14 protein-coding genes are annotated in these 16,136 nt (G+C 31.6%); 2 read left to right on the plus strand and 12 right to left on the minus strand.

Features of this window, described 5'->3' with window-relative positions; all coding sequences use genetic code 11:
• From B7R65_RS00360 to B7R65_RS00390, 7 genes are all read right to left on the minus strand, one after another.
• Complete coding sequence (locus tag B7R65_RS00360) at positions 1–2,127, minus strand: methylmalonyl-CoA mutase family protein (protein WP_088040677.1); 2,127 nt, start codon at positions 2,125–2,127, stop codon at positions 1–3.
• A gap of 83 nt (positions 2,128–2,210) precedes the next feature.
• Positions 2,211–2,648 carry a biotin/lipoyl-containing protein gene (locus B7R65_RS00365; RefSeq protein ID WP_088040679.1) on the minus strand — a complete coding sequence of 146 codons (438 nt, stop codon included), beginning with the start codon at positions 2,646–2,648 and terminating at the stop codon, positions 2,211–2,213.
• A gap of 295 nt (positions 2,649–2,943) precedes the next feature.
• Positions 2,944–3,240: a rhodanese-like domain-containing protein gene (locus tag B7R65_RS00370; RefSeq protein ID WP_088040680.1), complete on the minus strand. Its 297-nt coding sequence runs from the start codon at positions 3,238–3,240 to the stop codon at positions 2,944–2,946.
• A 21-nt stretch (positions 3,241–3,261) separates the two neighbouring features.
• A complete protein-coding gene (locus B7R65_RS00375) occupies positions 3,262–3,516 on the minus strand; it encodes a rhodanese-like domain-containing protein (protein WP_306298422.1) in 255 nt (84 codons plus the stop codon).
• A gap of 192 nt (positions 3,517–3,708) precedes the next feature.
• On the minus strand, positions 3,709–3,969 hold the full coding sequence (locus B7R65_RS00380) for a metal-sensitive transcriptional regulator (protein ID WP_088040682.1): 261 nt from the start codon (positions 3,967–3,969) through the stop codon (positions 3,709–3,711).
• Positions 3,970–4,324: 355 nt separating this feature from the next.
• Entirely contained in the window at positions 4,325–5,974 is a 1,650-nt protein-coding gene (locus B7R65_RS00385; RefSeq protein WP_088040683.1) for an AMP-binding protein, read from the minus strand.
• Between the two features lie 252 nt (positions 5,975–6,226).
• A complete protein-coding gene (locus B7R65_RS00390; protein WP_088040684.1) occupies positions 6,227–7,480 on the minus strand; it encodes a cation:dicarboxylate symporter family transporter in 1,254 nt (417 codons plus the stop codon).
• Positions 7,481–8,163: 683 nt separating this feature from the next.
• Here B7R65_RS00390 and zwf point away from each other — a divergent pair.
• Positions 8,164–9,654, plus strand: a complete 1,491-nt coding sequence (gene zwf / locus B7R65_RS00395; protein ID WP_088041270.1) for a glucose-6-phosphate dehydrogenase — start codon at positions 8,164–8,166, stop codon at positions 9,652–9,654.
• Between the two features lie 77 nt (positions 9,655–9,731).
• On the opposite strand, the gene gndA is transcribed toward zwf, so the two are convergent.
• Positions 9,732–11,138: an NADP-dependent phosphogluconate dehydrogenase gene (gene gndA / locus B7R65_RS00400; protein ID WP_088040685.1), complete on the minus strand. Its 1,407-nt coding sequence runs from the start codon at positions 11,136–11,138 to the stop codon at positions 9,732–9,734.
• 253 nt (positions 11,139–11,391) lie between these two features.
• On the opposite strand from gndA, the gene B7R65_RS00405 reads away from it, so the two are divergent.
• Positions 11,392–12,492 carry an AbrB family transcriptional regulator gene (locus B7R65_RS00405; protein WP_088040686.1) on the plus strand — a complete coding sequence of 367 codons (1,101 nt, stop codon included), beginning with the start codon at positions 11,392–11,394 and terminating at the stop codon, positions 12,490–12,492.
• 65 nt (positions 12,493–12,557) lie between these two features.
• Here the strand turns inward: B7R65_RS00405 and B7R65_RS00410 are convergent, their stop codons facing one another.
• The 4 genes from B7R65_RS00410 to B7R65_RS00425 form a co-directional block, all read right to left on the minus strand.
• The gene (locus B7R65_RS00410) at positions 12,558–13,304 is read right to left on the minus strand and encodes an SDR family NAD(P)-dependent oxidoreductase (RefSeq protein ID WP_088040687.1); all 747 of its coding nucleotides are present in this window, start codon (positions 13,302–13,304) and stop codon (positions 12,558–12,560) included.
• A 336-nt stretch (positions 13,305–13,640) separates the two neighbouring features.
• Complete coding sequence (locus B7R65_RS00415) at positions 13,641–14,072, minus strand: MarR family winged helix-turn-helix transcriptional regulator (RefSeq protein ID WP_088040688.1); 432 nt, start codon at positions 14,070–14,072, stop codon at positions 13,641–13,643.
• Between the two features lie 354 nt (positions 14,073–14,426).
• Complete coding sequence (locus B7R65_RS00420) at positions 14,427–14,741, minus strand: iron-sulfur cluster biosynthesis family protein (RefSeq protein ID WP_179194718.1); 315 nt, start codon at positions 14,739–14,741, stop codon at positions 14,427–14,429.
• Between the two features lie 22 nt (positions 14,742–14,763).
• Complete coding sequence (locus B7R65_RS00425; RefSeq protein ID WP_088040690.1) at positions 14,764–15,828, minus strand: lactonase family protein; 1,065 nt, start codon at positions 15,826–15,828, stop codon at positions 14,764–14,766.
• Positions 15,829–16,136: the final 308 nt, after the last annotated feature.

Consider the following 16,136-nt stretch of genomic DNA (forward strand, 5'->3'; position numbering starts at 1 on the left):
TTAAATTCCTCCTTTCAATAGCAGTTCTACTAATTTTTCATAATTATTTATTTTAGAGTGGATAAAATCATTTACACCAAGATTTTTATATAGATTCATTTCTTCTACAGTAGGATTTCCAGTTATTAGTATCGTAGTATTCAAGTCAATTTTCTGGATTTCTCTTACTAAAGCAGGTATATATTCTGCATAATGGTCATCTGTCGAACAAATGACGACAATTTTAGATTTTGAAAGTTTATAAGTTTCTACTATTTCTTCAATTGTAGAAAAACCTGAATTTTGAATGACTTGAAAACCACCTACCTCAAAGAAATCTGTGACAAAGTCTACACGTTGTTTATAGCTTGATATAGGTCCAATATTTGCTGCGAAAACAGTTAAAGAATTCCCAGTTCTATTTTTATATTCCTCTGATTTTTCACGTAAATATTCAAACGGTTCTGCACCTCGGTGAATTCGCAGAGGTCGAACGGTTGGTTTTCCAGTTTTTAAAAGATACATTGATTTGTCCAAATCATCTATTGATGCTCCATTATTTATTGCTATTAATGCATTCTCAAAAGATTGTATTTCCGAAAAATTTTTTAGAGATTGCTCAAGTTCATATGATTTATGATTAGATGAATTTTGAACATTTGGTTTTGAACAATTGGAATTTTCTCTTTTAATTAATTTTTTTTCTTGTAAGTTCGGGAAAATATTTGTCCCAACGAAAACATCTTTTTTGAGTTTAATATTTTCAGCTCTTTTTTCAGCCGTTATTCCAATTAACTCTTGAGGAAATCCTGCCTGTATTGCATTATACATTCCGCCTAATTCTTCGATTTTTTGGAAAAGTTCCCAAACCTTTTCTGCCAAAGTATAAGTAAGTGATTCGACATACCAAGAACCACCTGCAGGATCAACAACCTTAGATAAATTTGCTTCCTTATCTAGAATCATATGGGTATTTCTAGCAATACGACGTGAAAATTCATCTGGAGCACCCAATGGTTCATCAAAAGGAGATACATGAAGACTATCTACACCTCCAATTACTCCTGCAAAAGCCTCTACCGTTCCTCGTAATATGTTTACATAAGGATCATAAATCGTTTTTGACCACGCTGATGTCCTAGAATGAATAAACATTTTCTGAGAGGCCTCGTTACCTCCAAGTTCTTTTACGATTCTAGCCCAAATCATTCTTGCTGCTCTTAACTTAGCTATTTCCATAAAGAAATTAGATCCTATTGAAAAAGAAAAACGTATACGTTGAGCAATATCATCAATTGAAACCTGATGCTTTTCTAATCCACGTAGATATTCGACACCAGAAGAAATCGTAAACGCCAATTCATGAATTGCGTTTCCTCCCGCATCGTGATAAGGATTTCCTTGAATATTAATCGTTTCGACATTTGGTGCATTTGAAACAGACCATTTTGTTATGTCAGCCATTATTTCTAATGCCTCTTCCATCGAATACGGAATTGTACCGAATTTAACAAGGTCGCCTAAAGGATCCATCCCTACGAAACTTTTAATTTTCTTTAAGTCATAATTTTGTTGATTTAAATAAGAAATAAAAGTCGCAAAAAAACCAAGACCTCCATGTACAATTTCAATAAATAAAGGTACTTCTTCTAAGTCGATTCCTTTAAATGCAATCTCAAAATCTTTAATTGATGAAAGTAAAAGTCCTTTCCTCATATGGTTATCCTCAATGGTACTTTCAGAGTAAAGACTTAAATAATTGGATTCTATTAGAATATGAAGCATCGTTTGTCCTTTTTGAAGATCATTTAACGCTACTTGATTGAACTCTTCTGGTGAGGATATCGATAATTCCTGACAAATTGCCCAAGGTTCTTCAATATAACCTAATTGATTCGTTCCACGTAAATATGGAAATTCACCTGATTTTGAATCAAGGTATCTGAAATTTTTAAGATCTTCGCTTCTATACATAGGTTGCAATGAGATTTCTTCATATGTTTTTGTAACAAGCTTTTCTTCAATAGTGGCTCCTTTTAAGGATTTTTCTACGACATCTCTCCACTCATTTACTGTCGGCTTTGGAAATTCATTAAACAAGTTCATTTCATCTAATTCATGGTTTGAATTATTTTTATATTCTGACATAATTAAAGCCACTCCCTTCTATTTTTTTAGTAAAGTTTTAAATAAATCTGTCTAAAATAATAATTTATGGACTTATATAGTATTTATAAACTCTTAATAGAAATCCTATAAAGAGGTTGACCGAAGTCGATTAGTTCTCCAACTTCAGCTAGAACTTCAACAATCACACCATTTAAATTTGAAATAATTTCATGATGAATATTTAGTCCTGCAACTGAACATCTAGCGATAAGGACGTTTTCTTCAACATGATCACCTGTTTTTAGAAACGGTTCAAAAATGCCAATTACATTAGAATATAAGGTCGTTTCTTTTACTTCACTTACTTTCACTTCTAATAAATCTTCATTAACAGACTTGCTAACTATATTTCTCTCAGGAAGTATCTCTGATTGAATGATGATTTGATTTTGTTTGTTTTTTTTTATGTAGAGTCTATTTTCCTCGTACTTAACTTCTAATTCATCAATAGTAGAATGATTAACTAATTTTAAAATCTCTCTAATTTCTAACATATTCATTATTGGACACACCTCAACTATGATTTGGCGATGAATTCGTTATAAATTCATTTATTTACATTGCAAGGAATTACTCAAAATAAAATAATAATACATAAAATTTCGACAAATTCATTTAAAAATCCTTTAAAATTATGAATCTTATGTTTTTTAAAAATAATCTAAATCCTCATTAAGCCAGATTAAGCGTAAATTAAATATCTAACCGTTATTTAACTAGTATCACTATTAATCAGGAATAAAAAAACGACTATCGTATCGATAATCGTTTTTTTATAGTTATATTCGAGAAAGTTCAATCAACTTCTCCTTCCCATGAAAGCATTCCGCCACTCATATTTATCACATTAAATCCGTAACTTTCAAGGAATTGTACTGCTCGACTACTTCTACCACCAGCATGACATACTACAATATACTCTTTCGTTTTATCTAGATCAGCCATACGAAACTCAATTAATCCAAGTGGGATATGAATTGAACCTGGGATTTTCCCATTTACAACTTCATCAGCTTCTCGAACGTCTATTATATTCACTTCTTTACCTAAGGATAACAAGTTTTCTAACTCTACTGCTGCTATTTCTTTCATATATTTTCTCCCTCGTTTAGTTTACCAAGTACTCATTCCGCCTTTAACATTCGTTAAGCTTATAAATCCCATTTTTTTTAATATTTTACATGCTTTTTTACTTCTTACACCACTTTGACAAATTACAATGGTCTTTTTATCTGTTGATAAATCACTTACGTTTTTCAATTGATTTAGTGGTATATTCCTGAATTGCTTTATATGTCTGCCTTTATATTCCTCAGGAGTTCGAACATCGATCAATTGAATTGAATTAGTTTTTAACTCATTTTTCAATTCTGATGAAGTGATTTATTTTACTCCATTTGTAGGCATAACGTTTTTAAGAAAGAAGTAGATAATAAATATAAGTATTATCATATTAAAATATTTCATGAATGGTACTCCTTTTTAGATGTCTAAATCATTACTAAAATATAATTATGGGTATATAATAAGTTAAAAAAATTGAGGTTCTATTCATTTAACTTATCTACTTTTTACAAGCAAATTTACTGCTTCTTTAACAAGATCTTCTGCATTTTGTCCATTTTCTTCAGCAGTTCGAACACAATCAATTAGATTAGTACTTACGATTACACCTATTGTACGATCCATAGCAGTTCTAACTGCTGATAGTTGTGTGATTACTTCCTTACAGTCTTTGTTTTCTTCCATCATTTTTAAAATACCTCTAACTTGACCTTCAATTCGTTTCACCCTATTTTTTACTTGATTATCATAGTTCATTGTAGTTCTCCTTCTTCTAATTTAAGTTTACAAGATATTTATTTTATATACGAAATATATACCCTATTGGGTATAATGTCAATGATTACGTTTAATTAATTCGCAGAAGCAATAAAATCAACTTCAAAGGTGGGATTCTCCTGTGGGCAGGTGTGACCCCGAAGGCGTTAATGCGCGGGGGCGAGGGGGCGTTTAGCGACCGCCACACGAAAAACAAGCATCCTAGAGTAGAAATCGAAGAAGGGATTTTTTTATATAAATACTAAGTTTTCGATATTAGCCAATAATTAAAAGGCTGTCGACTTTTCGACAGCCTGACTACTTCTAATTGAAGTAGTTACTTTCTTCATAATATTTAAGTTAGATTAGATTGTTTAGCATTTTCGATTGCTTTTTCTCTCAATAAATATTTTTGTATTTTTCCAGACGCAGTCATCGGGTATTCTTTGACAAATTCAATGTACCTAGGGATTTTATGCTTTGAAATCTTTCCAGTACAGTATGTTCGTAATTCATCAGGATTAATCGTTACACCTTCTTTTAAAATAATCCATGCCATTACCTCTTCACCATAAACTTGATCAGGGACTCCAACTACTTGTACATCAATTACATCTGGATGAGAGTAAAAGAACTCTTCTATTTCACGGGGGTAAATATTTTCTCCACCACGAATAATCATATCTTTTAGTCTACCTGTAATTTTGCAATAACCATTCACGTCCATAATTGCTAAATCTCCTGTATGTAACCATCCATCCTTATCGATCGCTTCAATGGTAGCTTCTTCATTTTTATAATAGCCTTTCATGACATGATATCCCCTAGTGCAAAGTTCCCCCTGCTCTCCTATTGGCACTTCAAATGATGTACCAGGTTGAACAATTTTAACTTCAACATTTGGTAAAGCTTTACCTACAGATTCAACCCTTAACTCAATTGGATCATTTGTCCGAGTTTGAGTAATAACAGGTGATGCTTCTGTTTGACCATACGCAATTGTAATTTCATTTATTCCCATTTTATCAATAACAGCCTTCATAACTTCGATTGGACAATTTGATCCTGCCATAATTCCTGTACGTAGGCTTGATAAATCGTAATTTGAAAAATCGGAATCATTTAACTCTGCAATAAACATAGTTGGTACACCATGGAGACCTGTACATTTTTCATCTTGAACAGTTTGTAAAACTCTTTTAGGGTTAAATTCTTGGACAGGAACCATCGTTGCCCCTACACTAACACAAGCCATTGTCCCTAATACACAACCGAAGCAATGAAAAAATGGTACTGGGATACATAGACGATCATTTTTTGTTAACTCCATACAATTTGCAATATTAAACCCATTATTTACAATATTTGAATGCGTAAGCATGACACCTTTAGGGAATCCAGTAGTACCTGAGGTGTATTGCATATTTATCACATCAAACGGATGAGTAGAATTCATTCGTTGATCCAATTCGACATCAGATATTCTACCTGCCTTTCCCATCAACTCATTCCAAGAAAAAGTACCAGGATATTTATGATCGCTCATTACAATCACATTTTTAAGGCATGGTAAATGAAGACTATTAAGTTCACCAGGTAATGAATCTCTTAGTTCAGGAACAATTTCATAAAGCATGTCTATATAGGAAGAATCTTTAAATTTATCCATTAAAATTATCGTTGTAGAGTCAGACTGTTTAAGCAAATATTCAAGTTCAGAAGTACGATAATTTGTATTAACAGTTACTAAAACTGCACCCATTTTACCAGTTGCGAACTGTGTAGTCAGCCATTCTGGCGTATTTGAAGACCATACTGCAATATGTTCACCTTTTTGGATATTCAGACTCATTAACGCTTTAGCAAGATCACGACAATTTTGATCGAATTGCGCATAATTTAATCTTAAACCTCTATCGGCATATACAACCGCTTCATGCATTGGATGCAACTTAGCTTTTTCTTCTAATAGTTTACCAATGGTTACCTCTAATAGATTAGTCATTATACCCTCCTTAAATGTGCTTTTTTACAGAAAATCACATTTAGAATATTCTATATTTTTAATCTTTTACCTTTTTTTAGTTTGATTTTCCGAGAATTCCTTCTAAAGATTTAATAATCCTGTGCATTTCAGTGAGTTCTAAAGTGAATACTGCAACATTTTTGGTGGCAAATTCCATTGGGTTTTAATAATTCGCAAAAAAAAGAAGCCAAATGGCTTCTTCCTTCTTTTCATTCAATAATTTTATGAAATTTACATTGCAATATTATTTTCCTGTTTAGTTACAGGTTTGAATTCGCCTTCCCACTTCGCAATGACTACTGCGGCTAATGAGTTACCAACAACATTTACTGCAGTTCTTGCCATATCAAGAATTCGATCGATACCTGCAATGAAAGCTAGTCCCTCAACAGGGATACCAACAGTTCCTAAAGTAGCTAATAATACTACGAAGGACACACCTGGTACTCCAGCAATCCCTTTTGATGTCACCATTAATACTAACATAAGTGAAATCTGCTCTGTTATCGATAAATGAATACCATACATTTGAGCAATGAATATTGCTGCTAGTGCTTGATATAATGTTGATCCATCAAGATTAAATGAATAACCAGTTGGAATAACAAATGACGATATTGATTTAGGAACACCAAACTTTTCAACTTTTTCCATGATTTTTGGTAAAACTGTCTCAGAGCTCGCAGTAGAATAGGCTAATATTAATTCATCTTTTAATAGTTTAATAAAGTTGAAAATATTAACTCCAACCATTTTAGCAATTAAACCTAAAACAAGAACGATGAATAAAGCCATCGTAATATACACCGTTATGACTAATTTACCAAGTGGAATTAACGATTCTAGTCCAAATTTTGAGACTGTCACACCAATTAATGCGAACACGCCTAATGGAGCAAATTTCATTATCTGGTTTGTCATGTGAAACATCGTATCAGCAGTTCCTTGGAAGAATGCTAACACAGGCTTACCTCTTTCTCCAATTGCTGTTAAGCCTAATCCAAATAAAACTGAGAAGAAAATAATCGCTAGCATATTCCCATCGACAAATGCTTGGAAAATATTACTTGGTACGATATTAACAAACGTATCAGCAAAACCATGACTCTTTACTTCTGCTGCGGTTTCAACATAACTATTAATATCAGTTTTTTGCAAGACACTCATATCCACACCTGCACCAGGTTTAAATACATTTGCCACAAATAGACCAATAAAAATCGCAACAGTCGTTATGATTTCAAAATAAATAATTGTTTTACCACCAAGTCTTCCAAGCTTCTTTGTATCTCCTACACTTGCAACTCCGATAATGATACTTGAAATAACAATCGGTATAACAATCATTTTAATGAGACGTAAGAAAATATCACCTATCGGTTGTAAATAAGTTGCTACATTCGGATTACCAAAAAAAACAGCACCCACGATAATACCAATAACAAGTCCGATCAGAATTTGCCATGCTAAACCTATTTTTTTCATTTGTAAAGTCCCCCTTTTAAAAGATTTTAATCAGAGTAAAATCTACTAAAATCAACAAACATACTAGAAGCATCTTTTGCATTTTAGTAAATTACTCAGCTTATTTCAGTTAACGATGGAACTTTAAATTAACCCATCACTTACATCAATTTTTTATAATGTAATTTTAATAAAAATATAAAGTTACAATTTAAAAAATTATATAAAAATTATTATAACAGAATTAGATTTCATTTCAACTCAGTTTAACTTTCCAATTAAATGGTAATTATCATTACATTTTCCCTTGTAAATAAACAAAATAATTAATTTTACTCAAAATTCATTCTGCATTTTCATGACATGCTTAATTTTTGAAAACGTTTTATCTAGATAATAAATTTAATTATTTTTCAATAAAAATGAACACTATTTTCATTTCATTAAAGTGTTTTAATAAATTTAGCTAAGATTAAGATGATTTTATTTTGTGGGATGTTTACGCTTTCAACGACTTTGTAATATGATAAAATTATACTGTTTGATATTTTTATTATTTGTTTATAATCGATAAAAATATATTGAATGATTAATCTAATCGTTTTTATAAAAGGATTAAATGTTCATTGTATAATCAGTCCTGATTATTAGAAAAATAAGTAAGTAATTTATGTTTAAGAAGTGAGGTATTATCATTGGAAAATATGGAAAAACGTCCAAAAGCAGTAATTGTTATTTTTGGTGCAACAGGTGATCTAGCAAAGCGAAAATTATTTATATCTATTTACAGACTATTTTTAAGTCATAAAATCGGAGAAGATTTTGCTGTAGTTGGAGTTGGTCGTAGATCATGGTCAAATCATGAATTTCGTGAAGCTGTAAAAAAATCTATTTTATCCTCAGATCAAAACCAATCTGAAGTAGAACATTTTTTAGCACATTTTTACTATCATCAATTTGATGTATTAGAATCTTCTTCTTACATAGAACTAGGCAACAAATTAACCGAACTGGATACTCATTATTCAATTCCAGGAAATCGAATTTTTTACTTAGCGATGGCACCTGAATTCTTTGGTACAATTGCAAAACAATTAAAAACAAATGGTTTAACAGAAACAAGTGGATGGAGTAGGCTCGTTATTGAAAAACCATTCGGACATGATTTACCAAGTGCGAAGGAACTAAATGATGAGATTCGCGAAGCATTTTCGGAAAGCCAAATCTATCGAATTGACCACTACTTAGGAAAAGAAATGGTACAAAATATTGAAGTAATTCGATTTGCAAATGCAATGTTTGAACCACTTTGGAATAACCGATTTATTTCAAATATACAAATTACTTCTAGTGAAGTATTAGGTGTAGAGGATCGTGGGAAATATTACGAGAACTCAGGTGCATTAAAGGATATGGTGCAAAACCATATGCTTCAAATGGCAGCCCTACTTGCAATGGAACCACCTATTAAATTAACGACAGAGGAAATTAGAAGTGAAAAAGTAAAAGTGTTTAAGGCGCTTCGAAAAATAGATGAAAATGAGGTAAAGAATTACTTTGTTCGAGGTCAATATGATGAAGGACAAATAAATAATGAAGAATTACCAGCCTATCGTAACGAAAATAATGTAGATCCCGAATCTCAAACAGAAACATTTGTAGCTGGAAAGCTATACATTGATAATTTCCGTTGGGCAGGTGTCCCTTTCTATATTCGTACTGGTAAGAGAATGGCTACTAAATCAACTAAAATTATCGTTCAATTTTCCGATATCCCAATGAACTTGTACTATAATACGAAAGAACAAATGTCACCAAATTTACTAATTATACATATTCAGCCTGATGAAGGAATTACACTTCAATTAAATGCAAAAAGATCAGATTCTGAGAGCTATACGAAGCCGATTCAGCTTACATTTAATAATAATTGTGTTGATTGTATCAATACACCTGAAGCATACGAACGTTTAATTTATGATTGTATGTTAGGTGACGGTACAAACTTTACACATTGGGATGAAGTAAAGTATTCTTGGAGTTTTGTCGATGTAATATCAAAGGCGTGGGATAACAATCTTGCACCACTTACAACATATAAATCGGGTTCAATGGGTCCAGATGAAGCTGATACTTTATTATCAGAAGATGGGCATAAATGGTGGCCTGTTACTGGTCGATTAAATGAACATTAATAAAAATAAAAGAATGTAAACTTAAGTACAAAAAAACCCTTGTTTAATAACAAGGGTTTTTATCATTTCATTTTATTTTAAGTCCACTGCGTATGGAATTTTCCTTCTTTATCTGTTCGCTCATACGTATGTGCTCCAAAGTAATCCCTTTGAGCTTGAATTAAGTTTGCTGGTAGTGTTGCAGTTCGATAACTATCAAAATATGCTAAGGCTGCAGAAAAGCAAGGAATTGGAACCCCAGCTTCTATTGCAACAATACTTATTTTACGTAGCGCACCTTGATAACTTTCAACTATTTCTTTGAAGTAAGGGTCAAGTAAAAGATTAGCAAGTTTAGCATCAAGATCATATGCTTCTTTTATCTTTTGTAGAAAAGCAGCTCGAATAATACAACCACCTCTAAATATCATCGCAATATCGCCATAATTCAAGTCCCAATTATACTCATCAGATGCAGCTCGTAATTGAGCAAATCCTTGAGCGTAAGAACAAATTTTACTCATATATAAAGCTTTTCTGACATCTTCTATTAATTCTTCTTTATTTCCGTTAAACGAATAATCATGTGGTCCTGATAAAATTTTACTTGCTTTCACACGCTCTTCTTTCATTGCTGATATAAACCTTGCAAAAACAGATTCAGTAATAATTGATAATGGTACGCCTAAATCTAAAGTACTTTGACTAGTCCATTTACCTGTTCCTTTTTGACCAGCCTTATCTAATATAACATCAACTAATGGTTTTCCTGATTCTTCATCTGTTTTTGTGAAAATATCAGCAGTAATTTCGATTAAATAACTATCTAACTCACCTTTATTCCAATCACTAAAGACATTATGTAGCTCATCAGCAGTAAGTCCTAGTACATTTTTTAGTAAAAAGTAAGCTTCTGAGATTAATTGCATATCACCATATTCAATTCCGTTATGCACCATCTTGACATAATGTCCTGCACCATCTGGTCCGATATAAGTTGTACAAGGTTCGCCATCAACTTTTGCTGAAATAGCTTCAAATATTGGTTTTACAAGCTCAAATGCCTCCGCTTGTCCACCAGGCATAATAGAAGGTCCTTTTAAAGCCCCTTCTTCACCACCAGACACTCCTGTTCCAATAAAATGAATTCCACTATCAGATAATGTTTTATTTCTTCTTTGTGTATCTTTATAATATGTATTTCCACCGTCAATTAAAATATCACCTTTATCTAGATAAGGAAGTAATGCTTCAATTGTTGAATCAGTCGGTGCGCCTGCTTTTACCATGATTAATATTTTTCTAGGGGTTTCTAACGAATTTACAAAATCTTCAATAGAAAAAGCTCCAACGACATTTTTTCCTTCTGCTTCTTTTAAAAATTCTACCGTTTTTTCTACAGATCGATTATAAACAGAAATTGAGAAACCTCTACTTTCTATGTTTAAAGCAAGGTTTTTACCCATTACTGCTAAACCAATTACACCTATTTGTTGTTTAGCCATTGCAATTAGTCCTTTCTAAATTAAATTTATGCAAGGGTTATGTAAAATTAATTTGCAAAATAATTACTATCATTAATATAACCTAGGTTAAGTCTTGCTATCCTTTATTAGTATACGCACTTACTAAGCAAATTCCTTGCAAACCGTGATATTCAGGTTAATAATGATATTATCATAAGTAAATAATTGTATAAACGTTTAATTAAATTTGTTCATTTAATTTATATTTATAAAATTGAAAAGAAGTGAATTTATGCATTCTACACACCAAAACAAATTTGAATGGAAACAACTTCTACTTACATTGGTTATTGCAATAATAGGAGGATTACTTTTTAAAGTTATTCATCTTCCTATCCCTTGGCTCCTTGGTCCAATGTTTTTTGTCCTTATTTTTTCAAAATTTAAAAAAATAAAGTTATTTTGGCCGAGTAAAATTCGTGATACGGCAATGATAATTATTGGGTATACAATAGGACTTTCGTTTACAAGTGCGACTTTGATTCAAATTGGGGAACAATTACCTTCAATGATTTTAATGACTTTATTACTATTACTTTTCACTTTAGCTATATCAATTTTTATATCAAAGGTTTTCGATATTCCATTTCCAACTGCTTTATTAGGGAGTATACCTGGTGGTCTTAGCCAAATGATTACATTAGCAGAAGAAATTAAAGATGTTGATTTTACGATAGTAACCTTCCTTCAAATCTCAAGACTAATGATGATTATCTTCGTTGTTCCAATACTTATTTTTAGTCCCATATTTGATTTTCAGAGGAGTACGGCGATATCTGACTCAATACATAATATTAGCCCTAGCTGGGTCGGACTTTTTCCAAATATATTCGTTTTCGCTGTTGTTTGTACACTTTTTGGTGTATTAGGAAAGAAAATTAATTTTCCAACAGCACTACTCTTAGGACCAATGTTCGGTACCATAATTTTAAATTTATCGGGATTTCATGGTCCTGCCCTACCATCTGTTCTACTTGATTGTTCTCAACTAATGATGGGTAGTTATATCGGACTTTTATTAAAACCTGAAAATTTAAAAAACAAAATAAAAATTATTTTAATTGCCATTTTAAGTGGAGTAATTTTACTTACTTTCTCTTTTGGAACAAGTCTATTTTTAACACATATTCATTCTATTTCTAAAATTACCGCTTTGTTAAGTCTTGCACCAGGTGGAATGGATCAAATGGCAATCATAGCAAAAGAAGTGAATGCAGATATTTCAGTCATTATGTGTTATCAACTTTTTAGAACATTGTTTATATTTATTGCTGTACCTTATTTAATAAGATTTTTCTTTAAGCGAATAAAATTAAAAGCTGAACATTCTTAGACTTTTAAATCGATTTGAAAAGCTGAGTTCCAAAATTGAAACTCAGCTTTTTTTAGAATAAATATCTATTCTTCATAAATCATTTTTCGCGTCATCCCACCGTCTACAATGATATTTTGACCGTTCATAAAATTATTCTCAGGATCTGCTAAATATAGACAGGCCATTGATATATCAATAGGATGCCCTACTCGATTTGACCAGTGCTGTTTATGATCATTTTCTGTTAATCCATCATAATTATTTGTTTGAATCCAGCCTGGGCTAATACTGTTTACAGTTATTCCTTTTGATTGTAAAGAAGCAGCCAATGCATGTGTCAGTGAAAGAATACCGCCTTTTGAGGCAGCGTAGGCCTCAGAATTCGGTTCAGACATTAATGCTCTTGTCGAAGCCATATTAATGATTCTTCCACCTTCTGGCATGATTTTGGATGCTTCTCTAGAAGCGATGAATACACTACTTAAATTTGTTTGAATCACTTTTTCCCACTCTAAGGTAGATAATTCTAATAAGGGCTTAAATACAGCTATCCCAGCATTATTAATTAATACATCTAATTTTCCACACTTTACTTTCACATTTTGAAATAGATCGATGATGTTTTTTTCATTACTAACATTAGTTTTATGAAAATAAGCTATTCCACCACTTGCTTCAATTTGGTTTTTAACAGATAAACTTTTTTCTTCATCTAGATCTGCAATCCAAACAATTGCTCCTTGATCAGCAAATGCAAATGCAATATTTTCACCTATTCCATTAGCGCCACCTGTAATTACAATGCATTTATCCTTAAATTTCTCACTCATATTTATATTCCTCTCGTATTTAATCTACCTAAAATTAAATAATTTAAAGAGTAATTTTCCACAATTGTTGATTAAATATTAGTCTAAATGAAAAGGCTCTGTTAGAGTAAATTATTGGAATTTTAATAAAGGTCAACATAAATAACACAATCGAAAAAATTTAGAAGTTGTTGTTTGACTTCTGCGGAAGTTGCGGGTCAGTTCAGACTCTCGCAAGGTTTATAGAACCTAAGAGAATCAGCACACTCACTAAGGAAAGAGAGCAATCAGAAGTAGAAATCAACGAGCTTTTTTTAACAGAGTTAAATAAAAAAGGAATAGAGCAAAGAAATTTTGTTAACTAAGCCCCACTTTTTTTAATAAAAAAATCAATAGTTCTTTTTCATTTTTCTCAATATGTCTAAATAAGTCTTCAATCATTTCTTCGTGTTTAGGAAATACACTTTGGATGAGTGCATTGCCTTCTTCGGTAATAACTGCATAAATGACTCTTCTATCTTTTGGACAAGGTAAGCGTTTTATCATTTTTTTACATTCTAATTTGTCTAAAACATATGTCATATTTCCACTTGAGATTAATATTTTTTTACCAATATGTTGAATTGGCTGATCTCCTTTATGAAAAAGTAATTCTAATACTGCAAATTCAGTTAAGTTCAGTCCAAATGATTTTACATTTTCAACTGCAGCATCAGTTAATATTCGATTGGATTTACTAATTTGTGAATACAAATGAATAGATAAACTAGGTTCATAATTTAGTTTCAAAGAGTTTCACCCCCTCTAAAAATCTTGATTTCGAGATAATAGTAATTTAGAAAATTATGATAGTCAATACTTTGATGGATTTTAGTCAAAAAATACACCTAAAGCCTAAATTTATACTCATTTTAGTTTACATAATATGATTATTAAAAAGATTAACAATTAAGTTCATCTTTTCAGACTGTAGAAAAAACCAGGAGGCTTAGCATCCGCTCCAAGGAAGGACAGCAACCTAGAGTGGAAATCGACGAAGTACTTTTTTAATTGAAACAAAGTTTACGAAATTAAAGAATAATAAAAGGCTGTCGACTTTTACGACAGCCTTAAAAGATGAATAATTAAGTTCATCTTCTAGTTTTATTTAACATATGTAATTCCTATTTTATTATTAAAAATCTGGTTTTTGTTTTTAAATACAAATGAACCGTTCACATAATCTATGACTAATTGATTTTCATATACATCTTCAAAATTTTTGTTAACAAGGAAATCGAATCCGTCACCCTTGATAAGCTTTTCATTTGGACCGAATTCCCTATTATTTATGACTTTTATTTCATAGATATTATTAACGACATCACAACTACCTCTATCGAATTCTAATTGTAGCAATAGTTGGCTATCGATTTTACTTAATTCTTTTTTTGCTGTTTCAGTAATTTTAAAATCCATCATATTCTCCTATTTTATAATTTTAAGCATTTAAAAATTTTACACATACCGCTTCAGGTACAATGATATTTGATTGGATTAATGAAAGCTCTCCAGTTGCTTTATTTCTTGCGAATAAAACTAAATTACCAGACATTTCATTCGAAGCAATTAGATAATTTTCTGTTGGATCAAGAACGAAATCTCTTGGCCAATTTCCTTCACTTGACTTGATTTCAACTAATTTAAGTTCTCCAGTATCTTGATTAACATTAAATACAGCTATACTATTATGACCTCGATTTCCAGCATATACATGCTGACCATCATTAGAAATATGAATAGCACTTCCTTGATTATTTTCTGTAAAATCATTCGGTATTGTTGAGATATATTGAAGCTCCTTGAAACTTCCGTCTTCACTATTATATTTAAGTGCGATAACTTCTGAGCTTAACTCAGTCATAATATAAGCAAATTGTCCATTTGGATGGAATGTAATATGTCTCGGGCCATTTCCTGCTTTTAATGTTAAGCTAGACACTTCAATTAATGCATTATTTTCAATTTTATACGTAATAAGTTGATCGATGCCTAAGTCAACTGCAACCACATACTTTTCATCAGGTGTATAGCCAGCAAAATGAGTATGTGGTTTTTCTTGTCTATCTTTATTTGGGCCAGCACCTACATGTTGAATTGTAGAGACTGCTGCGCTTACACTTTCATCAGTTGAATTAATTGTATATAAATCGATTGTACCTTTATGATAATTTGCGCTCACTACATGTTGTTTTACATGATCTACACTTATATGACATGGAGATGCACCTTCTGATACTTGGGTATTTACAAATTCTAAATCTCCATTATTTTCGTTAACAGTGTAAACAGATACTCCACCAAGATCGCCATCTTTTACGACTGAATAAAGATTCTTATTATCTTTACTAATTGCTAAATATGTTGGGTTACCTATTGTCGCAACTGCTGTAACATCGGTAATTCTTTCATTTTCAATATCCAGAATAAAACGATAAATACCTTTACTTTCGGCTTTTGTATAAGTGCCAACATAACCAATCAATTTTGTTGATTTTGTACTCATCTTACTTCCTCCTCTTTTTATGCTTTTTCTATGTAAATAATTCTTATAGCTATTAAAAAAGTAATTCGTCTATTTTCGCTTTAGGATGCCTGCTTTTTAGTGGGGCGTGCTATTTAGTTTCCTTGGTCCTACATGTGGGTCATGAATGCGTTACGTCAGGACGGCGTTGTTTAAGCACGCCTACTTTTTTTGACTACTGAGGGGTCTCACCTGTCCCTCTACTCACACATGAGTCTCCTATATCCGTTCATCATCTTCTTTATTTACAGTTTTTATTAAAACAACAATATTTTAGAAATGAGCCTAAT

The sequence above is a fragment of the Bacillus sp. EAC genome (genome assembly GCF_002156875.1).
GTDB lineage: Bacteria > Bacillota > Bacilli > Bacillales > Bacillaceae_G > Gottfriedia.